Origin of the sequence: Exiguobacterium sp. s43, from assembly GCF_018617255.1 — a bacterium.
In the GTDB taxonomy this organism is placed as follows: Bacteria; Bacillota; Bacilli; order Exiguobacteriales; family Exiguobacteriaceae; genus Exiguobacterium; species Exiguobacterium profundum.
The window spans coordinates 1800766-1824728 of the sequence record NZ_JACSJT010000001.1; the positions used below are offsets into that span (position 1 = coordinate 1800766).

A 23963-nucleotide genomic window follows, 5' to 3' on the forward strand; every position below is an offset into this window, starting at 1 on the left:
CAATGTCCGACACGTTTCTTTAGAAATTCTTCGCATTCGGCTTGTTGTAGCCGTATTCTTCGAAGAACTCTTCTTTGAAATCGAGCAAGCGGTCTTCGCGAATCGCTTGACGAACCTGCTCCATCAACTTCACGAGGAAGTGAAGATTATGTGTCGTACACAAGTGAAGGCCAAACATCTCATCCGCTCGAATCAAGTGGTGGACGTACGCACGCGAGTAGTTCTTACACGTATGGCAGTCACACTTCTCATCGATTGGACCAAAGTCCGTCTTATATTTCGCTTGTTTGATCGTGACGCGACCTTTCGACGTCATGAGCGTTCCGTTTCGTGCGATGCGAGTCGGCAGAACGCAGTCGAACATGTCGATTCCGCGAATCGACCCTTCAATCAACGCATCCGGTGAGCCAACACCCATCAAATAACGTGGTTTGTTCTCTGGCATGAGCGGTGTCGTGAATTCGAGGGCACGATACATGACATCTTTTGGTTCACCGACCGAGAGACCACCGACCGCATATCCTGGGAAATCAAGAGAGACGAGGTCTTGGGCGCTTTGACGACGAAGGTCCTCATATTCTCCACCTTGGATGATGCCGAAGAGCGCTTGGTCTTCTGGACGTTCATGTGCCTCGAGGCAACGTTCCGCCCAACGGCTCGTCCGCTCGACCGACTTCTTCATGTATTCATGCGTCGCCGGATAAGGCGGACACTCATCGAACGCCATCATGATGTCCGACCCGAGCGCGTTTTGAATCTCCATCGCCTTTTCCGGTGACAAGAACAACTTGTCGCCGTTCAAATGGTTACGGAAATGAACGCCTTCCTCTTGGATATTTCGGAGGTCGGCAAGTGAGAACACTTGGAATCCACCCGAGTCCGTGAGGATTGCCCCGTCCCAGTTCATGAACTTATGAAGTCCACCGGCTTGTTTGATGACCTCATGTCCTGGACGAACCCAAAGGTGATACGTGTTCGACAAGATGATGTTCGCACCCATCGCCTTGACCTGTTCAGGTGCCATCGTTTTGACGCTCGCTTGCGTCCCGACCGGCATGAAGACCGGTGTCTCGAACGACCCGTGCGGCGTATGGACGATTCCGTGCCGCGCTCCGGTCTGTTTGCATGTGTGGATGTGTTCGTATGTGACTGCATGTTTTGTCATTTTGTTACTTCCTTCCTCGTGATGAGCATCGCGTCTCCAAAGCTGAAGAAGCGGTATCGTTCTGCGACCGCAGTCCGATAAGCGTGTAAGATGATGTCGCGCGTCGCGAATGCCGAGACGAGCATGACGAGCGTTGATTTAGGGAGATGGAAGTTCGTGATCAATCCATCGATTGCCTTTAACTCAACACCAGGGTAAATAAAGATATCCGTCCAGCCCGATGACTCGACGAAGTCCCCGTGATCTCTCATGATCGTCTCAAGCGTGCGCGTCGATGTCGTCCCGACCGCAAAGATGCGACCGCCATTCGCTCGAATCTCTCGAAGCGCAGCTGCCGATTCAGCCGACAACTCGAAATATTCACTATGCATCGTATGTTCCTCGATAGAATCAGCCGTCACCGGACGGAACGTCCCGAGGCCGACGTGAAGTGTGAGCGGGATCAACCGGACACCTTTCGCTTTGGCCGCTTCAAGCAGTTCCTCAGTGAAATGAAGACCGGCTGTCGGAGCGGCCGCACTGCCTCGTTCACGGGCATAGACCGTCTGATAACGGTCTTGGTCATCGAGTTGTTCGCGAATATACGGCGGGAGCGGCATCGTTCCAAGCTCGTCTAAAATCTCATAGAAGATGCCGTCATAGTCAAACTTGAAACGACGTCCACCTTCTGGGAGCTCCTCGACGCATTCTGCGCGGAGAAGGCCGTCCCCGAACTCAACGATGGAGCCGACACGAACTTTTTTCGCCGGTTTGACGAGTGCTTCCCATACATCATCTTCCGTCTGCTTCAACAAGAGCAGTTCGACTTTCCCGCCTGTTTCTTGCTTTGCCCCAAAAAGGCGTGCCGGTAAGACGCGCGAATCGTTGACGACGAGCGCATCCCCCTCGTTCAAATAATCGAGCACGTCACGGAAATGGCGATGCTCGATGTCCCCTGTCTCGCGGTCTAATACGAGCAAGCGTGAGCTTGTCCGATCGAGCAATGGGACTTGCGCAATCAACTCTTCTGGCAATTCAAAATCATAATCGTTTACGTTCAATTGAATGTCTTGCATATCTTACTCCTCTTCCTCTTCATAACCAAAATGCGACTTGGCAAACTGTGTGATCATCCGTCCTCGCGGCGTGCGCTGCAAGAATCCTTGTTGCAATAAATAGGGCTCGTAGACATCCTCAATCGTCTGAGCGTCCTCACCGATGGTCGCAGCGAGCGTCTCAAGCCCGACCGGTCCACCTCCGAACCGCTCCACCATGGCTCTCAGTAACCGATGATCGACTTCATCGAGTCCGAGCGCATCGACGTGTAGCCGGTCGAGCGCATCAGATGCGAGCACTGGATCGATTTCTTTCGTACCAGCCACTTGTGCGAAATCACGGACACGACGCAAGAGACGGTTTGCAACTCGTGGCGTCCCTCGTGAGCGTTTCGCAATCGCACCGCTCGCCTCCGGTGAAATCGAGAGACGGAACAACTGGGCCGTCCGGCTGACGATGGCCGCTAACTCATGTGTTTCGTAATATTCGAGCTTCAACGTGACGCCGAAACGGTCACGTAAAGGCGCCGACAACATCCCGGCCCGTGTCGTCGCCCCGACAAGCGTAAACGGTGGTAGGTCGATGCGGACGCTACGAGCCATCTCCCCTTGCCCATAGACGATGTCGAGACAGTAATCTTCCATCGCCGGATAGAGGATCTCTTCAATCGTCCGGCTCAAACGATGAATCTCGTCGATGAACAAGACGTCTCCCGGCTCGAGTGTCGAGAGGATTGCGGCCAAATCACCCGGTCGTTCAATTGCCGGTCCTGCTGTCGTCTTAATTCCGACGCCCATCTCGTTGGCGATGATTTGGGCGAGCGTCGTCTTCCCGAGTCCCGGGGGACCGTATAAGAGCACGTGGTCGAGCGTCTCACTACGAAGTTTAGCGGCCTGAATGAAGACCGACAAATTGCCTTTCGCCTTTTCTTGCCCGATATATTGCTCGAAGCGCTGCGGACGTAAGCTCCACTCTTCAGAGTCTTCATATTGCTGATGAGATTGTGACAACAATCGTTCGTCCATAGCTTCCTCCTTATTTCAGTAACAGCTGTAGCGCGCGTTTTATGTACGCGTCGGTCGTCAATATTTCTCCGCTCAATGCTTTGCGGACTTTTAGGATTTCCCGTTCAGAGTAGCCGAGCGCGACGAGCGCCTCACACGCCTCATCGAGTTCAGATGCACCTTGGGCGAACAACCCTTCGTTCGGCACGTAATCCGGTGCGAGCTCGGATAACTTCCCTTTCAAGTCGAGCGCCATCTGTTTGGCCGTCTTCTTGCCGACTCCCGGGAACTTCGTCAAATACTTCTCGTTCTCGGTTTCAATCGCATCGATCAACGCGTCGATATCGCCGGACGCGACGATGGCAAGCGCACCCTTTGGTCCGATCCCGCTCACGCTGAGGAGTTTATTGAACAGCTCACGCTCACGACGTGACCGGAAACCGTATAACGTCTGTTGGTCTTCACGCACATAATGATGCGTAAACACGATTACATGTTCGTCTTGTTCACGATAAAAAAACGGGTTAGGCACATGTACTTTGTAGCCGACGCCCGAGACATCTAACGTTATATATTCCGCACACACATAGGCGACGGGTCCTTTTACGAATTCAATCACGATGTACTCTCCTTTTTGGTCGGAAAAACTGCATTTATTGTACCATAATGGGCGACACGAAAAAAGGACAGGCGTTTACCTGTCCTGAAGCGATTACCGTGCAAGCATTCGTTCAAGTGCGCGTTTCGACCACTCTGTCGTCTCATGATCGACGCGAATGACGTTCACAGGGTCCGTCTCGAGTGACTCGAGCGCCCAGAGAAGATGTGGCAAGTCGATTCGATTCATCGTGAGGCACGGACACATGAATGGGTTCAACGAGACGATATCAAGATGTGGGTACGTTGCCGCCAACCGGTTGACGAGGTTCATCTCCGTTCCGACCGCCCACTTCGTCCCAGGTGCACTCGCATCAATCTTGTCGATGATATATGACGTCGATCCCGCCTCGTCTGCCAATTGGACGACGTCAAACGTACACTCCGGATGGACGATGATGCGACGATCCGGCTCACGGTCACGGAACGCCTGAATTTGCGATACTGTGAACTTCTCATGGACAGAACAGTGTCCCTTCCATAAGATGACTTTCACTTGCTCGTCTTCGCCTTCTGAGACCAATTCTTCACGGAGCGGATCCCAAACAGCCATCGCCGCGAGCGGAATGCCGAGGTCGAACGCCGTGTTCCGCCCGAGATGCTGATCGGGAAGGAACAAGATGCGTTCACCTGCCTCAAGCGCCCACCGGACGATTTCATGGGCGTTCGACGATGTGACGGTCGCCCCACCGTGACGACCAACGAACGCTTTGATGGCCGCTGTTGAATTGACGTATGTAATCGGGATGATGTCCTCTCCAAATCGTTCCGTCAGTTCTTCCCAAGCAATCTCCGTCTGATCGATATCGGCCATGTCTGCCATCGAACAGCCGGCACGCATATCAGGTAAGACGACAATCTGGTCGTCCCGTGTCAACATGTCTGCCGTCTCTGCCATGAAGTGGACACCACAAAAGACGATGAATTCGGCTTCGCTCATCTGTTCTGCGAGTCGTGCGAGCTGGAGCGAATCTCCTGTCGCGTCCGCGAATTGAACGACCTCGTCTTTTTGATAATGATGGGCCGGTAAAAAGAGACGAGTCCCGAGTCGGTCTTTGACCGCCTGAATCCGAGTCTCCATCTCCTCCACTGACAGGTTAGCGTACGTCGGTGGAAGTGTTCCGAGTAGTTGCATCTTTCATTCCCCCTTGTAAATTCAAACTGCAATCAAGCGCGCGGATCGAATGAGTCAATTGACCGAGCGAGATGACATCGATGCGAATGCCTCGATAATCGTCAATCGTGTCGAGCGTGATTCCACCAGACACTTCAATTTTGATGTGCGTCGGTATATGACGGACCCAGTCCCTCAATTCATCTGGCGTCCGATTATCAAGCATCACGATGTCCGGATCGGCTTGAACCGCCTCCATCAGATGTTCGAACGACTCGATTTCGATTTCAATCGGGGTCGTATGACCGACACGCTCACGCGCGACTTGAATCGCGTTCGTTACACCACCCAGTGCGACGATATGATTGTCTTTGATCATGACGGCGTCATCGAGTCTTAAACGGTGATTGTATCCCCCACCGACACGTACGGCGTACTTCTCAATCATCCGAAGTCCCGGAGTCGTCTTCCGTGTATCGGTCACGTGTATCGAGTCATCATCTAGCGCATCGATGCACTGCTTTGTCATCGTCGCGACTCCACTCGCATGTTGGATTACATTCAACAGCACACGCTCCGTCTCTAAAATTGCGCGTGTCTTTCCTCTCAAGACGACGAGCTCGTCTCCAGGGACAACCGCTCTCCCGTCTTCTTGGCAAAAGACCAATTCAAGCCGCTGCATAGTTGCCAGCTCTTCTACGATTGGCTTCCCACAGAAAATGCCCTGTTCTTTGGCAACAATCGTTGCGATCGACTCGTCCTGTGCATCAATCAGCGCACTCGATAAGTCCCCATAACCGATATCTTCAATCAAGAACTGACGTAGCTGTTCGCGTAGGTATATCGTGTTCATCATACCGCTCCATTTCGAGGATGCTTTGCGCGAGAAGACGCGCCGCATCGAGTTGTAAAGTTTGTTCACTTAATTGTCTTGTCACGTGTTTCGTCATGGTCAACGTTTGGGTATTTTGTAAGAAACCTTTCAATTCATCAAGACTTGGTGAAATCGTCAACCATCTTCCAATTTGAGCACGGAACGCTTGAAACGCCAAAGGTGAGATGTCGTACACCAGCGTCTCCTTCGTCACCATAGCCGTCCTATTCAAACGCACCGCCCGCGCGACTCGTTTTCCAAATACCCAACATTCTAAAAGTGAGTTCGAGGCTAAACGATTCGTCCCATGTATGCCCGCATCCGCCACTTCACCGACGGCATATAATCCGTCAACGCCTGTCCGTCCCATATCATCCACTTCGATTCCACCCATATGAAAATGGAGACCTGGACGTACCGGAATGCGGCGAGGATCAATCCTAAGTTTGTCACATGTCAAAGCAAGTTTTGGAAACCGTTCACGAAGCCGTGTCACGTTTGTCGTATCGAGATAGACCGTTCCCATCCGTTCTGTCAGTACCCGTGCCACGTCATCTCGAGGCGCGAGACTCCCGAGCGGATGATGCGCCATCACGTGATTCCCTTCGTCATCAACGAGCGTCGCTCCGGCTCCCCGGAGCGCCTCGGTCACGAGGTGAGGCGTTTCGGTCGCCAGTAAGGTGGGGTGAAATTGGATCCGCTGTAAATGTGTCAGCTTGGCCCCACATCGATTTGCCAGAACGAGACCATCACCGGTCACGGTACGCGCGTTTGAAGTCCAATCGATCAGCCCACCGATGCCACCTGTCGCCAATACGACAGCGCCGGCTTCAATTCGAATGGGCACTTCATCACGAAACGCCATCGCGCCGACGACTTTCCCGTCTTTCGTAATGAGATCGTGCACGAGCACCCGTTCCAATACGTTCACGTTATCAGGCATCGACTGACGCAATTGCCTCATGACATGACGTCCCGTCTCGTCGCCACCGACATGAAAGATCCGATTCAATCGGTGTGCGCCTTCTCGTCCGAGGGCATAGCCGCCCTCTTCATGATCGAACCGGACACCGAATCGTTCCATTTCTCCAATCGCTTGACGCCCTTCTTCTACGAGAATGTCGACGCGCTCAGCGCACGATGTGTTTTTAGAAGCGAGCATTGTGTCTTCTTTATGGGCAGTACTCGATTTCTCAAGATACGCGCTCGCAATCCCGCCTTGTGCCAAATCGGAGTTGCTCTCTGTCATCTCACCTTTTGAGACGAGAAGAATGGAGAATGATTTTGATAGATGCAAAGCCGTTGCGACGGCGGCAAGTCCCGTTCCGATAATCAAAATGTAAGTTTTCTCTATGTGTAAAGACAATTGTATATCACCTGTTTTTCATATGTAATGTTGACTTGTAAACTAGTTTCGCATAATTTTGTGTAGAAGACAACATGAGAAAAGGGGAGTCCATGATGAACCGCTACTTCGACTACGCCGCTACACACCCGATGACGCATGCAGCATTAGACCATTACGTGGCGATGGCCAAAAACGTTTATGGGAACCCATCATCACTCCATACCCAAGGTTATATGGCAGAAGATTATTTGACAGAAGCAAGACGCTTGATCAAACAGGCGCTCGGTCTTGATATGTTACGAGGAAAATTATTATTCACTGGGAGTGGATCGGAGAGCAATTACATCGCACTGACAAGTTTACGTAAACGGATGAAGGGCAAAGAAGTGATCACGTCTTGGCATGAACATGATTCGGTCGCCCTCTTACTTGAAGAGTGGGAACGGGAAGGAATAATCGTTCATCGGTTGAAACTGAAGGATGGGAAGTTTGATTTAGATGCATTCACACACCTACTCGACCGTGACATCGGGCTCGTCACGCTCCAGCATGTCAATTCCGACACAGGCTGGGTGTTACCGCTCCACCACATCCAATGCCTCTTGAAATATAAGAAAATCCTCTTCCATGTGGACGGGGTCCAGGCACTCGGGAAAATCCCGATTTCTGTCGAAGGCATTGATGCCTATTCGTTCAGTGCTCACAAAGTAGGTGGACCGAAAGGAGTCGGCGCCCTCTACATGGAACGTCTGATTCCTCCCCCATACTATCCGGGGCATCATCAATACGGGATTCGTCCCGGAACGATTGACGTTCCTGGAATCAGTGCCTTTGCAAAAGCACTCGGAGAACGTCAGGAACAATTGACACGTTTTCAGAGAAATTTCATGGCGTTTCGTGCTATCTTGAAAGAGAAGACGTCAGCGCATGTCCATTGGCTCGAGTTTGATGAACAAAGTCCCGCCATTTTCTCCTTCGTCTCCCATCAACGCGACGGACAATGGTGGATGACCGAGCTCGACGATCTCGGGTTCCAAGTATCGGCTGGGTCGGCATGTCGAGCAGGTCAAAATGGACCAAATCGCATGCTCGAAGCACTCGGATATGAGACGAGCGCCTGTCATGGACTCGTCCGCATTTCCTTCGGCGCGCAAACGACCGCCGAAGACACATCGGCCCTCGCCGATGCCATCGTCATTTTAGCAAGGAGAGTCGAACATCATGAACAAACGTTTAGCCGGTGAAGAACGCCGTCGCACACTATTACAATTGATTGAATCGAGCAATGAGCCAATCACAGGATCTGAACTGGCAAGACATGTATCCGTCAGTCGTCAGGTCATCGTCCAAGACCTATCGTTGCTAAAAGCGAAAGGCCATCAAATCGTCGCGACCGCTCGTGGGTATGTCTACTTGCATGGAGACCTCACCCCCTCCACCTATTCGAAAAAGGTAGCCTGTCGTCATACGGCAGAAGAGATGGAGACGGAGATGAACGCCATCGTCGATGAAGGGGTCACCATCAAAGACGTCATCATCGACCATCCTGTATACGGGTCTATCACGGGACAACTCATGGTGAAGAGTCGCCGCGACGTCCGCGCCTTCCTCGAACGAGTGAAGACGCATGGGGCTTCCCCGCTCTCCCAGTTGACGGGTGGCTTCCATATCCATACGCTCGAATCAGACCATAAAGAGGCAATCGATGCTGCGGTAAAAGAATTGGACCGCCTCGGGATTCTCGTATCCGAATTAGATTGAAGAGACGTCACGAATATGTGACATCTCTTCTTTTTCTTTTCAGTCATGTCCGTTATACTGATGGATGGAACATCTTTCCTGAAATCATTTGAAAGGAGGGCTAAGTCTTGAACGTCCTCGAGCATCTACTCGCCGTCTGTGGGGTCTTCAGCATTCCCATCGGTATCTTGGTTCAATTCATCCCGAACGAACTCGTTCTCGCATACGGAGGCTTCCTCGTCGACTCGCATGACGCGCCCTTCTTCCTGACGTTCCTACTGGCGTGGGTCTCCTTCACGCTCAGCCAAATCGGTCTGTACTGGATCGGTCGATATGGTGGGCGTCCCGTCGCGCTCAAACTGTATCGGTATTTTCGAATTCGGCAAGACAAGCAACTCCGGGCCGAGCGCTGGTTTGAGAAATACGGTGCATGGATCGTCTGTCTCAGCCTGTTTTGGCGTCAATTATTCGCCGTGAGCGCCGGGGTGATGCGTCTATCGTTCCGTAAGTTTTTGTCGGTGACGACCTTGATTTTCGCCGTCTGGTCATTCATCTTCATCCATGTCGGGATGATGCTTGGTAGCAACTGGCGCATGATCGGCCACTTCATGGACGATGTCATCCCCTTCTTGGCTCTTGCTGTCGGGATTATCCTCGTCGTTCGACATGTTCGTCAGCAACCAAAACGTGTGAAAGAATCAGCTTAACTGAAGCTGATTCTTTTTTGTTGGAAAGGGAAACGCTAATATCTGTCGAATAAGAACCATGTAAGCGAATCGCGGTCATATATATAGGACACCGCACAACGAAAAAGGAGGAATCATCATGTTCCATCGCCGTAAAACGTATACGATTCGACCTGAACGCCTGCAAGAATTCACCGACTTTTTCCATACATACATTTATCCGATCCAGGCGTCGCATGGCGCCCGCCTCGTCGGACGCTGGGTGACCGAAGACAAGTCCGAGGTCATGGCATTATGGGAATACCGGGACCGTGAACATTATGAGCAAGTCGAACGGGACTATCGGGGCAGCGCCTTACGACGGGAAGCGATGAAGAAGCGGGCCCGACTAGGCAAAGATTTGTATATCAAGTCGAGTGAAGAATTCATGATGCCGACCGGTCACTATACGCCACCCCGCACCATCGTTTCTGTGACGGCGTACATTACGAACGAAGCAGGCGAAGTTCTCCTCGTCAAAAATATGCATCGGAACGATTCGTTTGAAATGCCTGGCGGACAAGTGGAAGAACATGAGTCCATCGTGGATGCCATCCATCGTGAAGTACGCGAAGAGACCGGTGCGGAAATCAAAGTAGAAGGGATCACCGGGATTTATCAAAACGTGTCGTCCCGCGTCCTCTGTGTCACCTTCCGCGCCACTTATGTATCAGGTGACCTCAAACCGCAGGCTGGCGAGACACAGGAAGTTGGATTCTATAAAGTTGACGCAAGCAACATCGGCGACTACATCAAACGAGAGCATTTCCAGATGCGCTTCCTCGATGCCATGGACCCGACCTATATGCCTTACGCCATTTATAAAGTACGACCATATGAACTGATTGAGCGCATTGAACGCCAATCCGTATGACGCAAAAAGGGATGATCCGCTATGTGCGAATCATCCCTTTTCTTTATGCTTCTTGCATGTCTTCTTGTTGAGATTGTCCAGTCTCCACTAACAGTTTCCGGACACGGCGTTTCTCCACATGGAGAACGGTGAACGTCATGTCTTGATACGTGACTTGTGCACCTTTCTCCGGGATGTCACCGAGCAATTCAACGAACCAACCGCCCATCGTGTTGGAATCGACGTCTGGTTCTGCAATCCCCATCTCTTCCGCGAATTCATCAACGTTCATGTCAGCCATACACTCATAGACCCCTTCACGGAGACGTCTGAGATAGACGACGGATTCGTCGTGCTCATCCCAGATGTCGCCGACGAGTTCTTCAAGCATGTCTTCTAACGTGATGAGACCCGCCGTGCCCCCGAATTCATCGAGGACGACAGCCATGTGAGATTGTTTCTGCTGGAGAATCGGAAGTAGTTCAATCAATTTCGTCTGCGGTGACACGTACGTGAGCGGTCGGATGAGCGAACGGACATCCGTCACTTCATCCTTCATCATCGAACGCAAGAAGTCACGTTCCGACAAGACACCGATGACGTTGTCAATCGAGTCTTTGTAGACCGGTAAACGCGAATGTCCACCACTGAAAATCGTGTCTTTGATTTCATCGAGCGAATCGTCGATGTCGACGGCCAGAATATCGATTCGTGGCGTCAGCACATCATCGACCGTAATATCGTTGAAGGCAAAGGCGCTATGGACGAGCTCTGCTTCCGTCTCTCCGAGCACACCTTCCTCTTCTCCCATATCGACGAGCACTTTCAACTCTTCTTCGGTGACGGATGGCTCCTTGTCTTTCATCCCGATCATCCGCAGCGTCAACTTCTTCAAGCCGGTGAAAATCATCGTCACCGGTTTGAGGACTTTGACGAGGAACACAAGGATTCCACTGATGAGAAGCGAATACTTCTCCGCAAACTCTTTCGCGAGCGATTTCGGTAAAATCTCACCGAAAATCAAGATGATGACCGTCGTCGCGAACGTTGACACGAGAAGACCGGTTCCCCCACTGAAAATAGATGTGGCGATGGCGGTCGACACCGTCGCCGAACCGATGTTGACGATGTTGTTCCCGACGAGAATCGTCGAGAGGGTATCATCAAAACGGTCGACGAGACTGAGGACACGTTTTGCGGCTTTATCACCATCTTCCGCCATCCGAATCATCCGGACCCGGTTCACACTCGAGAGCGCCGTTTCTGCCGATGAGAAAAACGCTGACAACATGACGAGAACTACATATAGAATTAAACTTGACGAGGGCACAGGGTCCACGTTAGCTTCACACTCCGTTTCTTCTTAACAAATAATTTTTTTATTCCACAAACTCGAATTCGAAGTCGAGGATTGCCACGACACTACCGTCCTCGGCACCCAACTTACGAAGATCGTCATCGACGCCCATTTGACGCATTTGACGAGCAAATCGTTTGATTGACTCATCATGGTCAAAGTTCGTCATCTTGAAGAGTTTCTCGATACGAGGGCCCGTGATCACGAAGCGATCGTATTCATCGATGTGGATTTGATAGCCTTTCTCTTCCTTCTCATAACGATACACGACACGAGGCGTCGCTGTCTTCTCTTCGAGCTCATCGAGTGGGAATTCTGGTGTCGTATCGACAAAGTTAGCCACTTCGATCAACAAGTTACGAAGACCATCTTGAGCGAGTGCTGAGATCGGGAAGACTTTGACATCGTCCCCTACCTTCTTCTTGAACTCTTCAAGATGTTCCGCTGCGTCCGGCATATCCATTTTGTTCGCCACGACGACTTGTGGACGCTCGAGGAGACGTAAGTTGTACGACTCGAGCTCACGGTTGATCGTCGTGTAGTCTTCGAACGGGTCGCGCCCTTCCATACCACTCATATCGATCATGTGAACGATAACTTTCGTCCGTTCGATATGGCGAAGGAACTGGTGACCGAGACCGACGCCTTGGCTCGCCCCTTCGATGAGACCTGGAAGGTCGGCCATGACGAAACTACGGTCGTCCGCTGTCTTGACGACACCGAGGTTCGGTGTGATCGTCGTGAAGTGGTACGCACCGATTTTCGGGCGTGCCGACGAGACGACAGAGAGAAGCGTTGACTTCCCGACAGACGGGAATCCGACGAGACCGACGTCTGCGAGGAGTTTCAACTCGAGACGCAACTCACGTTCTTGACCTGGTTCCCCGTTCTCCGCAATTTCCGGAGCCGGGTTGGCAGGCGTCGCAAAACGACAGTTCCCGCGACCACCACGACCGCCTTTGGCGATCGTCGCTTGTTGGCCGTGCTCGGTCAAGTCTGCGATGACGGTATCCGTTTCGGCATCGAACACGATCGTGCCAGGTGGGACCTTGACGATGAGCGGTTTCGCTTTACGTCCGTGCATCCCTTTTGACATCCCTTTTTCGCCATCATGGGCGATAAACTTCTTCGAATAGCGGAAATCAACGAGCGTCCGCAATCCTTCCTCTACTTCAAAGATGACGTCCCCACCGTGACCACCGTCACCACCTGCAGGACCACCGTCTGGAACGTATTTCTCGCGACGGAAAGCGACCATCCCTTTTCCGCCGTCTCCAGCTTTTACAAAAATATTAACCTGATCGACAAACATTTATTTCCCCTCCTTTATGTGAAACGTAGTGGTATCTACGTTCTGTTCGTACACATCGGCTGATGCCTTCACATCGTCCGGGACAGCGCCCGTGACGCGAACCATCAGTCCGTCCGTGAACGTCACATGAATCGCCCCATCCGTGTTGTCTAACAAGCGGACAAGCATCTCTGCCACTCGCGCGTCATCGATGGCGAGTTGGTCGGTTGAAATCGTATACGTCATCCGTCCCTCCCAATTCGCTTGAATCACGACTAGGCTCGTCTGTGGCACGTTCAAACGAACGAGCGCACTCTCTTCGTCGGCCTGTTTCCGATAGCGTTCGTAAAGTTCCTCGAGCTTAGTCGGATCGAGAGCCACATAGAGCGAGATCAATTGAAGCCGATTCATCCATTCGTGACGGACGGTCGATAAGAGCTCGAGTGTCTGTTCTGAATCCATTTGATCCTCTCCTAGAAAAAAAGACTCTAACCAAATAAGTGGCTAGAGTCTTCTGCGTCGTTCAACTTACGCGACTGGGTAAACGCTCACTTGTTTCTTGTCGCGACCAAGACGCTCATAGCGTACTACGCCGTCAACTTTCGCAAACAAAGTGTCGTCGCCACCACGGCCAACGTTTTCACCTGGGTGAATCTTTGTACCGCGTTGGCGGTAAAGGATTGATCCAGCTGAAACTGTTTGTCCGTCAGCGCGTTTTGCACCGAGACGTTTCGAAATTGAGTCACGACCGTTTTTAGTCGAACCAACTCCCTTTTTCGAAGCGAAGAACTGAAGGTTCAATTGTAACATGAGGTCCACCTCCTATTGTTCAATTTGGATATATTCACCGTAGCTTTGGGCGATCGTGTCTAACTGCACGAGCATCCCTTCTAATAACAGTTGGGTGCGTTCCATATCCTGCGGTGATAAGTCAGGATACGTCTCGACATAAAAGTAACCACCCTCTGTTTGATCTGCCATTTCTACAAGAAGCGATTGACCCGCAAGCGTTTCGACGGCGTTATAGGCACCAAAGATGATGGCTGAAACACCGGCGCACACCAAGTCAGAACCAGGTTCTGCAAAATTGGCATGACCAGTCACTTCGACGGAGCGAATCGACTTCGCCTCGTCTCGTCTTACCTTGACCCGAATCATAGCTTACGCTTCGATTTTCTCGATGCGAACTTTCGTGTAAGGCTGACGGTGACCTTGCTTACGACGGTAGTTTTTCTTAGCTTTCATTTTGAAGACAGTGATCTTCTTAGCGCGGCCGTGTTTTACCACAGTACCGACAACTTTAGCGCCTTCTACGAGTGGAGCGCCGACTTTAACATCGTCACCACCAACGAAAAGAACCTCACCGAATTCTACAGTACCTTCGACATCAGCATCGAGTTTTTCGATGTAGATCTCTTGACCTGCTTCAACTTTGATTTGCTTACCACCAGTTTTGATGATTGCGTACATATACGTGCACCTCCTTGTTAAACTCAGACTCGCCATCCTGGGCAGGGCAAAAACCTTTAAAAACCCGTTCTGTGCGGTTGTAGCCATTTGGGTGCTTCCAAACGAACTAACGTTATAGATAATACCATTCTCAATTAATCATTGTCAACGACGAGATAAGAAATTCTGACATTCTTCGGACGTCCCATAAAAGACGAACTCCGGCTCCCCTTCGACGAGGTGCACCTCAATGTCAAATCCGTGCCAAGAAGCGTCATGCCACTTATTAGGGAGTGAGAGCACGACCGCTTCGTATTGATCATTCAAATCAAGGAGCGACCGTTCAAACTGTGAGAAGATGGCCAATTTTGAAGGCTTGCCGGCATGAAACATCCGGTCTTGAATCGAGCGCCCGGTCCGTTCCCGCGACAGCTCGAACAGCCCCATCCGTGTGAAGCCGTACACTTCGACACGTCGTGGGTCACGCGCCCCGAGTTCTTTCATCTTTTTAAGGAGACGGGTCTGCCCTTCCTTTGAACCTCGTAAGAAATCGATGATGACCATGCCGCCGATATTTCGCAGACGCAACTGCTCCATGATCGAATAGAGCGCGGCTTCATTGATGGTATCGGCCGCACGCCCCTTGTCTTTGACGGCGACATTTTTGCCACTATTCACGTCGATGACGGTCATCGTCTCGACTTGTTCGATCAAGACGAACGCCCCACCATCCAACCAGACGGCACGACTCTCCAGTTTCTCGATGGCTCCATCGAGACGTTTCGCTTCAGGCATCCGCCCTTTTCCGATATGACGTTTCACCGGGACATCCAATCGTTCGAGTCGCGTTTGCCCTTCTTTGTCATTCAACAGCACGGACTCGACTGCATGACGTCTCACGAATTGTTCGCATAGTAGCTCGTCTTGCCCGAACCGTTGCTCGATCACTATGGTCGAACGGTTACGCAATCGATTCAGTTCTTCCTGTAACGCTTCCGGGGCCACTTGTCCGGCTTCCGTCCGAAATAAGACCCCTTCCTCTTCCGTTAAGTCGAGCGCCTTTGAGAGGCGGTCCTGCGTGACGAGGTCGAGTTTCCGGCTGAACAGTTGACGACGTCCAAATGGGAAATACACAAGATATCGCCCACCGAATCGAATGTTCTCTGTCACTTTATGATGCTTGCCGTTGATTCCTTCTTTTGTCACTTGGACGAGTCGCTTTTCTCCGACGACTGCCGCTTGCCCGATGGCGGGCACTTCCGGATACGAGGCGAGCGCACGTAGCGTCTCTGCGATCGGGAGAAAGTATGTCGTCTCCCCATCCGTCAAAAAGGCTGCCCCGAGTGACGGGTGGATCCTTTCAATTCCGGCTTCGACGATGGTCCCGACAGACAGTTGGTCGACAAACCGTTCCTCGACTTCGAGTAATCGTTCGCCGTCCACGAGCATCGCCCGTTCGATGGAAGGTGTTCGTTCGTAGATTAGCTTCATCTGCATCACTCCTTTCGACAGAAAAAGGCAACTTCCGTTGCCTTTACGCTTTTTTCATTCCAAATTTCATCATGAGTCGTGCCCAAAAGCCGACCGGTGCCGTCTCCGTCTGAATCGACATGAGCGGGACCGATTCGCCAAGAATACGGCGCGTGATGTTCCGGTAAGCCTGCCCGGCATAGTTGTCCGGATTCATCGTGACCGGGACACCGCGGTTCGCGGCTGCGATGACTTCCTCATCGTCGATGACGACACCGAGTAAGTCAATCGACAGGATGCGCATGATGTCATCGATGTCGAGCATGTCGCCCGATTCGACGAGATGATTCTTGACTCGGTTGACAATCAGTTTAGGCGCATCGATATGTTCCGCTTGCTCGAGCATCCCGATGATTCGGTCTGCATCTTGAACCGCCGCTTTTTCAGGTGTCGTGACGACGATCGCCTCATCCGCACCGGCAATCGCGTTCATGAACCCTTGCTCGATTCCAGCAGGACAGTCAATCAAGACGAAATCATATTCCGTCTTCAACTGGTCAACGATTTCTTTCACTTGTTCAGGATTCACTGACGTCTTGTCTTTCGACTGTGCGGCCGGGAGTAAATACATCTCCTCGAAGCGTTTATCGCGGACGAGCGCCTGATTCAACTTACATTGACCCGTGATGACATCGACAAGGTTATAAATGCTCCGGTTGTCGAGACCGAGAATGATATCGAGGTTACGCAATCCGATATCTGTATCGACGAGACAGACCGAGTGTCCAGACAAGGCGAGCCCCGTCCCGATGTTGGCGGTCGTCGTTGTCTTCCCGACGCCCCCTTTTCCTGATGTCACGACGATGGCTCTGCCGTTTTTAACTTCTTTTTCTGTATGTACAGGCTCCACTACTTGCTCCATTCCACTCACCCTCTCTGTAATTCCATTGCATATGCGTCTTTCAGACCTGTCATGACGTGGCGGAGACGTGTCATCTCAATCCCATCACTCGTCTGATACGCACAACCCATCTCAATCTCAGGAAGTTCTTCCCCGTCATCGGCTGTGAGTATACGTTCGCCGATTGCTAAAAACTTCGGATGGAGCAGGCTCGCGGTGATGACCGCTTCTTCCCATCCTTCGACACCGGCGCGTACATTTCCTCGTATCGTCCCTAAACAATAAATACTTCCTGTCGCCCGGACCTCTGACCCAGGATTGATATCCCCGATCACGAGCACAGAACCGTCAAACGTCAAGACTTGCCCACTCCGAATCGTCCCGCTGTGATAGTGGAATGTCTTTCTGCCGTACGTCGCTTTCGCTTCTTCTGTCAACATGACATCGCTCGACAAGTCTTCAATATAAAAAACGCCATGACGAGCGACGACCTCACGAATTTGACGTGACAGCTCCTCGTCAATATAACGAGTACCCGCGTGCAACTTCAGGGCAATCTTTCCGGACGGCGGCTCCATTTCTTGTAATGTCGCTTCTAAGTCCGTAAGCACCTCGTCGATGCCACTCTTCGGATTGAAGTGAATGGCAATGCCGTTGCGATGTCCTTTAATCGTAATGTGTCGTTTACGCTCCATCATGGCTACCCTCTTTTCGCAACAGGGCGTGTCGTCACATAACGCGTCATCGGATAATAAAGAATCACGATGGCGATGGCATTGACGAGCATCGTCCCTGGAATCTGTTCAACCAATAGTGTTTGAATCGTCATCAACGTCCCACCAATCGCCGCCATGATCCCGTAAATCGCAAAGGTGAAAACGAGAATCATAAACGTGAACGTAATGGTGACGGAGAAGAAGTTCTCACCTATATATTTTAACACGAAGCTGGCTAAGAGAGGAATGAGTGAAAAAGTAAATACATAGATTCCAATCAGGTCGGTGTAGACGATATCATACAGCAGTCCGAAGACAAGCCCAAACCCGAGTGCCGTCTCCCATCGACCGTACAGACTGACAAACATCAACCCGATCAGCGTCAACAAAAGAAACGGCGTGGCGTAGTGCCAAGAAAAAATCGATGCCCATGTTCCTTCAATAAGAAAAAGGAGGAACAGGGCGATGAACACTTTCATGTTACTCACCCGCTGCTCCTCCTTCCTCGGGACCCGTTAAAAACGGTTCGTCTAGTGTCCGATCAATCACGTACATTTGTGAGAACTCATTGAAGTCGGCCTCCGGTTTAATCCGGGCGACTTGTGAGACGCCATATTCATCCGTCTCGATCGATTCGATCGTACCGATGACGAGTCCAGCCGGATAACGTCCACCGAGTCCGGACGTCGATACGATTTCTCCTTCTTTCAGCTTGACGCTATTCGATACTTTCGTGAAGAACAATTCATTCGTCTCCGTGTCGAATCCGTCTACCGTCCCATACGTCGGTTTGCCGTCCGCATCTTTGACCACAGCCGAGACGTTGTTCGTCCGGTTGTTGTCGCTGAGCAGTTGAACTTGCGACGTATAAGCACTCGTCTGAATGACACGACCGACCATCCCGCTCGCTGCGGTCACGGCCATGCCCTTTTCAACGCCGCGTTCTGAACCGACGTTGATGGTGACGTAGCGTTGCCAATCGTTCGGTGTCCGACCGATGACCTCCGCCGGAATGAGGTCGAAGTCACGTAACGACTCGTCTCTTGCTTCGACCATCTTTCGAAGCTCCTCATTCTCACGGCGCAAATCATCCGCTTCAACCGATACCTCGGCGTACTTCGCCAAATGTTCTTTCAGCTGGCGGTTCTCTTCGTAGATATCGCGGACATCTGAGATGGACGAGACCGTTGAGTCCATCCACCCGATTGGTACCGCGAACACTCGCTGGAACGTGCCGACCACATCACGCGTGACATCTTGGTACCAGGCTGATTCCGATCGTCCTCGAATCGAAACACCTAAAATGACGAAAAACAAGATCAGTACAATTAGCGTGATGATGAGCTTTTTATTACGTACGAATCGGCTCATCGTGTCTCACCTCTCATCGACGTGACGAGATGCCTGATTTCGAACGGAGGACGTCCATCATTTCAAGAGATTTTCCAGTCCCGACCGCTACGCAGTCGAGTGGCTCATCCGCAACGAGTGTCGGGATGTGTGTCTCGTCTGAGATCACGTCGTCCAAGTTTTTGAGGAGGGCGCCGCCGCCAGTCAAGACGATTCCGCGGTCCATAACGTCAGCCGCAAGTTCTGGAGGAGTTTGCTCAAGCGTTTGTTTGACCCCTGCTAAAATCGCTTCGACTGTATCAGAAAGAGCTTCACATACTTCTGCAGATGTGACTTCGATTTGTTTTGGAAGTCCTGTTACGAGATCGCGACCACGGATTTCCATCTTCTCCGCTTCGTTCGATGCATCGATGCGCGCCGAACCGACTTCCATTTTGAGCGTCTCAGATGTACGCTCCCCGATCATGAGGTTGTACTTGTTCTTGATGTAACGAATAATGGCATCATCCATTTCGTCACCACCGACACGAATCGATTGGCTTGTCACGATGCCGCCGAGTGAGATCACTGCGACTTCGGTCGTACCGCCACCGATATCGACGACCATCGAGCCAGTCGGTTCCCAAACTGGGAGACCTGCACCGATTGCTGCCGCGAACGGTTCTTCGATTGTGTATGCTTCACGAGCGCCTGCTTGTTTCGCAGCGTCTTCCACGGCACGTTTTTCAACAGACGTGATACCGCTTGGGACACAAATCATGACGTTCGTCTTCGATGAGAACAAACCGCCTTTTGATTTTTGAGCTTGCTCCATGAAGTATTTGATCATCGTCGCTGTCGTTTCGAAGTCAGCGATGACGCCGTCTTTCATCGGACGACGTGCAGAGACGTTCCCCGGAGTACGTCCAATCATATCTTTGGCCTGGTTACCAACGGCCTCAATTCTACCTGTATCTGTGCGGAACGCCACGACGGACGGTTCACGAACAACAATTCCTTGACCCTTTACATAAACGAGCGTGTTAGCCGTTCCAAGGTCGATTCCGATCTCTCGGTTAAAACTACGAAACATAGGTGTTGCTCCTCTCTTCATTACACTATTTTTTATTATAACGGAAAAATCATGTTTGAAAACGTTCATTCGATTACAGGTTATTTACAATAACCGCATCTCAGTCCTGTCTCACCGTCTATTAGTTTGCCTTCTTTTCGGCAAAAAGGCAAATCAAAAAAGCAGACGCAAGTGAGCGTCTGCCTAAGGAGAGAACGGTTACAATCCCGGTTGGAGCGGAAGCAGTAACATCGCTCCGTAAAAGAATACCGAGAAAATCAACACCGGCCGAAAGAAGCGGGATGGCTTGAGTCGGGTCGCTCCTGCCAAAAAGCTCGATGTCGTCACAACGAAAATGTAAATTCCGATGTACATGAGCAGGAGGCGGACGAGTACCGTCCAGATGCCGAGTTGATTGAGTTCATTGAAAGAGAGCACGATCATACCGAGATAAGCGATGAGCGATAGAACTCCTACGCCAACACCAACGAGCGGCGAGACGCGGTCGAGCCAGTGGTCCTGATCGAACCGCATAAATAGCGCTGTGCTCACAAATAAAAACAGGATGAACACAACGATAGAGAAGATGGTTGGTTCTAGATGTATGTAACTCACAAAAAGCGATAATCCGACCATCAGTATCCAAATTATTTTTTCCATAAAAACACCTCATTTGTTTTCTAATCAACATCTTGATTCGATTAGAGAAAACTACTTTAATTGATCACATCACAACTTTTTCAGTGTGACGAGAATAGATTGTTGGATCAGATCATGCCGCTGTTCTTCGTTTAAACGGACATATAGACTCTTCAAGAATGTTTTCACATTATGGACGACGTACCAATATTTTTCCTCATCATCAAGATGTTGCTTACATTCTTCTAAGTGATGTGGAAGCTGCTCTACATAGCGATGAATGACTTCAGAATCCATCCCTCGTTCGAGTAAACGTAGGAGCGGATGGATGAGACGTTCGTCTTCATCATGCGCCAATACCTCAGAACGCATGATTTGATTGATAATGACGTGGAAGAGTTCCGGAAATGACGCTGGATCCAGTTTCGGATTTGCGATCAGTTCGTCCACCGCATCTGCCGCGTGGGCAATCGAATGGGCCCATCCCTTGCCATTCACATAACCTCTTGTATCTCTCTCGAGCTGAAGATAACGAATCAAACCTTCTGTTGCCAGCCGGAATTGGTCTTCTGTCAAAAAGTCCTCTTCAACGTCTCGATGCAGAATCAAAGCCATCAATAGAGTCGTGAAAGCTCTCGTGAAGACAGCGTCCGACTGCGTTTCCTCAATTCTATGAAACAAAAGAGCATGCAAGGACGTCTCAAGGAGTTCACTCATCTTGTCGAAATCGATGTCTTTTTGTTCGATGATGAAGCGAAAGAACATCGTGTATATGAGTCGATCACGGAGTTCGCCGTCCGGTGACCCGATATGCTGAACCATGCTGGTGAGAATGGCTTCATTGTTTTTTTCGTAATACGTCAAATCCCCATCTTTCATCATCTGAAGGGCTTCTTTTAATTCGTTTTCCGACAGTACATTCATATGCGTACACCGCTCTTCTCAATTTGATTCATCATCTACTCTTTAGCCAAATGACAGTTTAAATAGCGCTGTTCATTCAGACCTTTCATTCGGATGTTGTGATGATTCTTCTTCTCCGGAATAGATCATCCACAAACTCAACATCAAACAAATCAATCCGCCCAGACCAGTCGTGATCAAAGACAATTGCTCACTAAAAAAGGATTTACTGACTGCTAAGAAAAGAAGAAATCCCCATCCGATCACATTCCATATCGTGATTCGCGACATTCGGTAACCTCCTATGTACAAACTTATGCATCATTATTTCTACGCTCTTCAAATTCTACACTTCCATTCATCGTTTTCCAACTATATCCAAAATTTAATGAGGTTATACGCATTATCCGAAATCAGTACAATTGAATAGTGAAGGAAGATGACTGACTTGTTTTTAGTCTATTTGAAACTTAACTGTAGATGAATAACCCTGAGCAATAAAGAATCGCTAATAATGATGATTAACACTTTTTACGAAGGAGGATTTATAGTGAAAAAGAGAATTTACACGACTTTAACTATATTTGTCATCATAATCATTGGAGGGTGGTTCCTCTATGTTGATTCGAAGAAGGAACAGTTAGAAGAAATGGTGTACGAACATTTAGTGGAAGATAAGCAAGTCCCTAAAAATGAAATCATGAGTGTTACCGCGTTTAATGCAAACCTTCCAAAAGATAAAAATTACTTAGTAAGTGTCAAATTAATGAATGACCCTAACACCTATTATTACTACCGAGTATCGAACGGCTCCATAGCTCTAGAATCTTACACGGACGAGAACAGAGAAGAACATGTATCACCTTAGTCCATCAGAGTTTTTCTATTCATTGTATTCTAGACTTTTATGAGAATGTGAATGAAATCCAAAAAAGCAGACATCACGATGCCTGCTCTCTACTCCTTACCCATTCATATATCCCCGCTGCTTCATGCTGACGTAATGGTCTTCCCCGATGATGACGTGGTCGAGACAAGCGATGCCGACGATATTGCCTGCTTCGACCAATCGTTCAGACACCTCGATGTCTTCCCGACTCGGGGTCGCGTCCCCGCTCGGATGATTGTGCACAGCGATAAAGCATGCCGCCGACAACTTGAGCGCCTCACGAAACACATCACGCGGGTGGACGATTGACGAGTTGAGCCCTCCGACGAAGAGCGTCTTCCGCGCAATCAGTTGGTTCTTCGTATTCAAATACAAACAGACGAAATGCTCCTGATTCAACAGTCTCAATTCATCTCGCAACAACTCATAGGCGTCTTGCGGTGAACGAATCGTCGGCATACTTACTTTCGGTTCCTCGACGTATCGAATCCCAATTGTGAACGCGGCGAGGAGTTGCTCTGCCTTCTTCTTCGTCATCCCTTCGATTTTGCACAAATCGTGTACGGACGCTTGCGACAACGCCCGTAACGTCGGGTAGACGTCCGAGATACGACGAGCCGTCTCCATCGGGTCCGGTCCCCGTCCTCCGATTTGAAGCAATCTGGCGATGGCGGTCTCTACACTACGGTCAAGCACCATGGTCATTCCTTCACCTACTTTCAAGTTCACAGGAAGCGAGGCGTCACCCCATGCTGGTCGAGCGTCTTGACGAGCGGATGGATCGGCAATCCAACGACATTATAAAAATCCCCTTCGATTCCTTCGACGAAGAGACCACCCGATCCTTGGATCCCATACGCACCCGCCTTATCGTAGGGCTCTGTCGAATCCAAATAATCCGCTAGCCAGGTTTCAGGAATCTCAGCGAACGTCACACGCGTCGTCGTGACGAACAAATCTTGGGACTTACCGATGATGCTCACACCCGTCAGCACTTCATGGGTCGAACCGGATAATCGTTCAAGCATCCGTTTCGCATCCTCCCGGTCTGTCGGTTTCTCTAAAATGATGCCGTTCAAGACGACGACCGTGTCCGCGCCGATGACGATGGCATCACGGTGATGCCTTGCCACGTCCATCGCTTTCTCCCGGGCCAGACGAGCGACGTAATCACTCGGTGTCTCCCGACCGTCCGTCCCTTCCGTCACGGTAGATGGGATGACCTCATGTTTGATTCCTGCTTTCGTCAATAGCTCGGTACGTCGCGGTGACATCGAGGCGAGAATGACACGCTTCTGTGTTGAATTCATTGTATCGACTCCTTCTCTTCTTCCAAAACGGCGTTCCTTCCCGTTTCGGTCTTCACTGTTGATTGTAGGAAACGTGCCTCCTAAACACAATTACCCGCGACGAAAAACACGCCCCTTCAATT

At 50.6% G+C, this 23963-nt stretch carries 29 protein-coding genes and 1 other annotated feature; of the genes, 5 read left to right on the forward strand and 24 right to left on the reverse strand.

The window, feature by feature from the left end; all coding sequences use genetic code 11:
- Positions 1 to 19 precede the first annotated feature (19 nt).
- The 7 genes from tgt to KNO79_RS09265 all read right to left on the reverse strand — a co-directional run bounded on the left by tgt (position 20) and on the right by KNO79_RS09265 (position 7215).
- Positions 20 to 1165 carry a tRNA guanosine(34) transglycosylase Tgt gene (gene tgt / locus KNO79_RS09235; RefSeq protein ID WP_074037468.1) on the reverse strand — a complete coding sequence of 382 codons (1146 nt, stop codon included), beginning with the start codon at positions 1163 to 1165 and terminating at the stop codon, positions 20 to 22.
- A complete protein-coding gene (gene queA, locus KNO79_RS09240; protein ID WP_015881168.1) occupies positions 1162 to 2220 on the reverse strand; it encodes a tRNA preQ1(34) S-adenosylmethionine ribosyltransferase-isomerase QueA in 1059 nt (352 codons plus the stop codon). The genes tgt and queA overlap by 4 nt, the downstream gene beginning before the upstream one ends.
- A gap of 3 nt (positions 2221 to 2223) precedes the next feature.
- Entirely contained in the window at positions 2224 to 3225 is a 1002-nt protein-coding gene (gene ruvB, locus KNO79_RS09245; RefSeq protein WP_078146571.1) for a Holliday junction branch migration DNA helicase RuvB, read from the reverse strand.
- 10 nt (positions 3226 to 3235) lie between these two features.
- On the reverse strand, positions 3236 to 3823 hold the full coding sequence (gene ruvA, locus KNO79_RS09250) for a Holliday junction branch migration protein RuvA (protein ID WP_074037474.1): 588 nt from the start codon (positions 3821 to 3823) through the stop codon (positions 3236 to 3238).
- 93 nt (positions 3824 to 3916) lie between these two features.
- Positions 3917 to 4996, reverse strand: a complete 1080-nt coding sequence (gene nadA, locus KNO79_RS09255; RefSeq protein ID WP_214691129.1) for a quinolinate synthase NadA — start codon at positions 4994 to 4996, stop codon at positions 3917 to 3919.
- On the reverse strand, positions 4959 to 5828 hold the full coding sequence (gene nadC / locus KNO79_RS09260; RefSeq protein ID WP_214691130.1) for a carboxylating nicotinate-nucleotide diphosphorylase: 870 nt from the start codon (positions 5826 to 5828) through the stop codon (positions 4959 to 4961). Before nadC ends, nadA begins: the two co-directional genes overlap by 38 nt.
- The gene (locus KNO79_RS09265) at positions 5782 to 7215 is read right to left on the reverse strand and encodes an L-aspartate oxidase (protein WP_214691131.1); all 1434 of its coding nucleotides are present in this window, start codon (positions 7213 to 7215) and stop codon (positions 5782 to 5784) included. Before KNO79_RS09265 ends, nadC begins: the two co-directional genes overlap by 47 nt.
- Before the next feature lie 95 nt (positions 7216 to 7310).
- On the opposite strand from KNO79_RS09265, the gene KNO79_RS09270 reads away from it, so the two are divergent.
- The 4 genes from KNO79_RS09270 to KNO79_RS09285 all read left to right on the forward strand — a co-directional run bounded on the left by KNO79_RS09270 (position 7311) and on the right by KNO79_RS09285 (position 10536).
- Positions 7311 to 8441: a cysteine desulfurase family protein gene (locus KNO79_RS09270; protein ID WP_214691132.1), complete on the forward strand. Its 1131-nt coding sequence runs from the start codon at positions 7311 to 7313 to the stop codon at positions 8439 to 8441.
- Positions 8419 to 8958: a transcription repressor NadR gene (locus KNO79_RS09275; protein WP_074037482.1), complete on the forward strand. Its 540-nt coding sequence runs from the start codon at positions 8419 to 8421 to the stop codon at positions 8956 to 8958. Before KNO79_RS09270 ends, KNO79_RS09275 begins: the two co-directional genes overlap by 23 nt.
- Positions 8959 to 9065: 107 nt before the next feature.
- The gene (locus KNO79_RS09280; RefSeq protein WP_074037484.1) at positions 9066 to 9644 is read left to right on the forward strand and encodes a DedA family protein; all 579 of its coding nucleotides are present in this window, start codon (positions 9066 to 9068) and stop codon (positions 9642 to 9644) included.
- A 118-nt stretch (positions 9645 to 9762) separates the two neighbouring features.
- Entirely contained in the window at positions 9763 to 10536 is a 774-nt protein-coding gene (locus KNO79_RS09285; RefSeq protein WP_214691133.1) for an NUDIX domain-containing protein, read from the forward strand.
- 43 nt (positions 10537 to 10579) lie between these two features.
- On the opposite strand, the gene KNO79_RS15705 is transcribed toward KNO79_RS09285, so the two are convergent.
- From KNO79_RS15705 to KNO79_RS09360, 15 genes are all read right to left on the reverse strand, one after another.
- A complete protein-coding gene (locus KNO79_RS15705) occupies positions 10580 to 11854 on the reverse strand; it encodes a hemolysin family protein (protein ID WP_015881158.1) in 1275 nt (424 codons plus the stop codon).
- Positions 11855 to 11894: 40 nt separating this feature from the next.
- Positions 11895 to 13184, reverse strand: a complete 1290-nt coding sequence (obgE, locus tag KNO79_RS09295; protein WP_015881157.1) for a GTPase ObgE — start codon at positions 13182 to 13184, stop codon at positions 11895 to 11897.
- Positions 13185 to 13625, reverse strand: coding sequence for a Spo0B domain-containing protein (locus tag KNO79_RS09300; RefSeq protein ID WP_214691134.1), 441 nt, complete (start codon positions 13623 to 13625; stop codon positions 13185 to 13187).
- A 66-nt stretch (positions 13626 to 13691) separates the two neighbouring features.
- Positions 13692 to 13973: a 50S ribosomal protein L27 gene (rpmA, locus tag KNO79_RS09305; RefSeq protein ID WP_015881155.1), complete on the reverse strand. Its 282-nt coding sequence runs from the start codon at positions 13971 to 13973 to the stop codon at positions 13692 to 13694.
- Positions 13974 to 13985: 12 nt separating this feature from the next.
- Positions 13986 to 14321 (reverse strand): ribosomal-processing cysteine protease Prp, encoded by a 336-nt coding sequence (locus KNO79_RS09310; RefSeq protein ID WP_015881154.1) that lies wholly within the window; start codon positions 14319 to 14321, stop codon positions 13986 to 13988.
- Between the two features lie 3 nt (positions 14322 to 14324).
- Positions 14325 to 14633 carry a 50S ribosomal protein L21 gene (gene rplU, locus KNO79_RS09315; protein WP_015881153.1) on the reverse strand — a complete coding sequence of 103 codons (309 nt, stop codon included), beginning with the start codon at positions 14631 to 14633 and terminating at the stop codon, positions 14325 to 14327.
- 15 nt (positions 14634 to 14648) lie between these two features.
- Positions 14649 to 14722: a sequence feature (ribosomal protein L21 leader region), on the reverse strand.
- 55 nt (positions 14723 to 14777) lie between these two features.
- Complete coding sequence (locus tag KNO79_RS09320) at positions 14778 to 16103, reverse strand: ribonuclease E/G (protein ID WP_214691135.1); 1326 nt, start codon at positions 16101 to 16103, stop codon at positions 14778 to 14780.
- Between the two features lie 43 nt (positions 16104 to 16146).
- Entirely contained in the window at positions 16147 to 17004 is an 858-nt protein-coding gene (gene minD / locus KNO79_RS09325; RefSeq protein WP_015881151.1) for a septum site-determining protein MinD, read from the reverse strand.
- Positions 17005 to 17009: 5 nt separating this feature from the next.
- Complete coding sequence (locus KNO79_RS09330; RefSeq protein WP_251125228.1) at positions 17010 to 17678, reverse strand: septum site-determining protein MinC; 669 nt, start codon at positions 17676 to 17678, stop codon at positions 17010 to 17012.
- 5 nt (positions 17679 to 17683) lie between these two features.
- Positions 17684 to 18178: a rod shape-determining protein MreD gene (gene mreD, locus KNO79_RS09335; RefSeq protein ID WP_049759982.1), complete on the reverse strand. Its 495-nt coding sequence runs from the start codon at positions 18176 to 18178 to the stop codon at positions 17684 to 17686.
- A 1-nt stretch (position 18179) separates the two neighbouring features.
- Positions 18180 to 19070, reverse strand: coding sequence for a rod shape-determining protein MreC (gene mreC, locus KNO79_RS09340; RefSeq protein WP_047795500.1), 891 nt, complete (start codon positions 19068 to 19070; stop codon positions 18180 to 18182).
- A gap of 13 nt (positions 19071 to 19083) precedes the next feature.
- Positions 19084 to 20121, reverse strand: a complete 1038-nt coding sequence (locus KNO79_RS09345; protein ID WP_074037493.1) for a rod shape-determining protein — start codon at positions 20119 to 20121, stop codon at positions 19084 to 19086.
- A 198-nt stretch (positions 20122 to 20319) separates the two neighbouring features.
- The gene (locus KNO79_RS09350) at positions 20320 to 20760 is read right to left on the reverse strand and encodes a hypothetical protein (RefSeq protein ID WP_214684633.1); all 441 of its coding nucleotides are present in this window, start codon (positions 20758 to 20760) and stop codon (positions 20320 to 20322) included.
- 69 nt (positions 20761 to 20829) lie between these two features.
- Positions 20830 to 21663, reverse strand: a complete 834-nt coding sequence (locus KNO79_RS09355) for a DUF2785 domain-containing protein (RefSeq protein ID WP_214691137.1) — start codon at positions 21661 to 21663, stop codon at positions 20830 to 20832.
- Positions 21664 to 21735: 72 nt separating this feature from the next.
- Complete coding sequence (locus KNO79_RS09360; protein ID WP_074037499.1) at positions 21736 to 21933, reverse strand: hypothetical protein; 198 nt, start codon at positions 21931 to 21933, stop codon at positions 21736 to 21738.
- 259 nt (positions 21934 to 22192) lie between these two features.
- On the opposite strand from KNO79_RS09360, the gene KNO79_RS09365 reads away from it, so the two are divergent.
- On the forward strand, positions 22193 to 22510 hold the full coding sequence (locus KNO79_RS09365) for a hypothetical protein (RefSeq protein WP_214691138.1): 318 nt from the start codon (positions 22193 to 22195) through the stop codon (positions 22508 to 22510).
- 96 nt (positions 22511 to 22606) lie between these two features.
- Here KNO79_RS09365 and radC read toward each other — a convergent pair whose 3' ends face one another.
- Together radC and KNO79_RS09375 are read right to left on the reverse strand one after the other, a co-directional pair.
- On the reverse strand, positions 22607 to 23236 hold the full coding sequence (gene radC / locus KNO79_RS09370; RefSeq protein ID WP_074037954.1) for a RadC family protein: 630 nt from the start codon (positions 23234 to 23236) through the stop codon (positions 22607 to 22609).
- A gap of 20 nt (positions 23237 to 23256) precedes the next feature.
- Entirely contained in the window at positions 23257 to 23841 is a 585-nt protein-coding gene (locus tag KNO79_RS09375) for a Maf family protein (protein WP_214691139.1), read from the reverse strand.
- Between the last annotated feature and the right edge of the window lie 122 nt (positions 23842 to 23963).

Excerpts from the sequence above, each read along its gene's own strand:
- tgt (WP_074037468.1), bottom strand. The coding sequence starts at position 1,165 with ATGACAAAACATGCAGTCACATACGAACACATCCACACATGCAAACAG.
- queA (WP_015881168.1), bottom strand. The coding sequence starts at position 2,220 with ATGCAAGACATTCAATTGAACGTAAACGATTATGATTTTGAATTGCCA.
- ruvB (WP_078146571.1), bottom strand. The coding sequence starts at position 3,225 with ATGGACGAACGATTGTTGTCACAATCTCATCAGCAATATGAAGACTCT.
- nadA (WP_214691129.1), bottom strand. The coding sequence starts at position 4,996 with ATGCAACTACTCGGAACACTTCCACCGACGTACGCTAACCTGTCAGTG.
- nadC (WP_214691130.1), bottom strand. The coding sequence starts at position 5,828 with ATGAACACGATATACCTACGCGAACAGCTACGTCAGTTCTTGATTGAA.
- KNO79_RS09270 (WP_214691132.1), top strand. The coding sequence starts at position 7,311 with ATGAACCGCTACTTCGACTACGCCGCTACACACCCGATGACGCATGCA.
- KNO79_RS09275 (WP_074037482.1), top strand. The coding sequence starts at position 8,419 with ATGAACAAACGTTTAGCCGGTGAAGAACGCCGTCGCACACTATTACAA.
- KNO79_RS09285 (WP_214691133.1), top strand. The coding sequence starts at position 9,763 with ATGTTCCATCGCCGTAAAACGTATACGATTCGACCTGAACGCCTGCAA.
- obgE (WP_015881157.1), bottom strand. The coding sequence starts at position 13,184 with ATGTTTGTCGATCAGGTTAATATTTTTGTAAAAGCTGGAGACGGCGGA.
- KNO79_RS09300 (WP_214691134.1), bottom strand. The coding sequence starts at position 13,625 with ATGGATTCAGAACAGACACTCGAGCTCTTATCGACCGTCCGTCACGAA.
- rpmA (WP_015881155.1), bottom strand. The coding sequence starts at position 13,973 with ATGTTACAATTGAACCTTCAGTTCTTCGCTTCGAAAAAGGGAGTTGGT.
- KNO79_RS09310 (WP_015881154.1), bottom strand. The coding sequence starts at position 14,321 with ATGATTCGGGTCAAGGTAAGACGAGACGAGGCGAAGTCGATTCGCTCC.
- rplU (WP_015881153.1), bottom strand. The coding sequence starts at position 14,633 with ATGTACGCAATCATCAAAACTGGTGGTAAGCAAATCAAAGTTGAAGCA.
- KNO79_RS09320 (WP_214691135.1), bottom strand. The coding sequence starts at position 16,103 with ATGAAGCTAATCTACGAACGAACACCTTCCATCGAACGGGCGATGCTC.
- minD (WP_015881151.1), bottom strand. The coding sequence starts at position 17,004 with ATGGAGCAAGTAGTGGAGCCTGTACATACAGAAAAAGAAGTTAAAAAC.
- KNO79_RS09330 (WP_251125228.1), bottom strand. The coding sequence starts at position 17,678 with ATGGAGCGTAAACGACACATTACGATTAAAGGACATCGCAACGGCATT.
- mreD (WP_049759982.1), bottom strand. The coding sequence starts at position 18,178 with ATGAAAGTGTTCATCGCCCTGTTCCTCCTTTTTCTTATTGAAGGAACA.
- mreC (WP_047795500.1), bottom strand. The coding sequence starts at position 19,070 with ATGAGCCGATTCGTACGTAATAAAAAGCTCATCATCACGCTAATTGTA.
- KNO79_RS09345 (WP_074037493.1), bottom strand. The coding sequence starts at position 20,121 with ATGTTTCGTAGTTTTAACCGAGAGATCGGAATCGACCTTGGAACGGCT.
- KNO79_RS09350 (WP_214684633.1), bottom strand. The coding sequence starts at position 20,760 with ATGGAAAAAATAATTTGGATACTGATGGTCGGATTATCGCTTTTTGTG.
- KNO79_RS09355 (WP_214691137.1), bottom strand. The coding sequence starts at position 21,663 with ATGAATGTACTGTCGGAAAACGAATTAAAAGAAGCCCTTCAGATGATG.
- KNO79_RS09360 (WP_074037499.1), bottom strand. The coding sequence starts at position 21,933 with ATGTCGCGAATCACGATATGGAATGTGATCGGATGGGGATTTCTTCTT.
- radC (WP_074037954.1), bottom strand. The coding sequence starts at position 23,236 with ATGACCATGGTGCTTGACCGTAGTGTAGAGACCGCCATCGCCAGATTG.
- KNO79_RS09375 (WP_214691139.1), bottom strand. The coding sequence starts at position 23,841 with ATGAATTCAACACAGAAGCGTGTCATTCTCGCCTCGATGTCACCGCGA.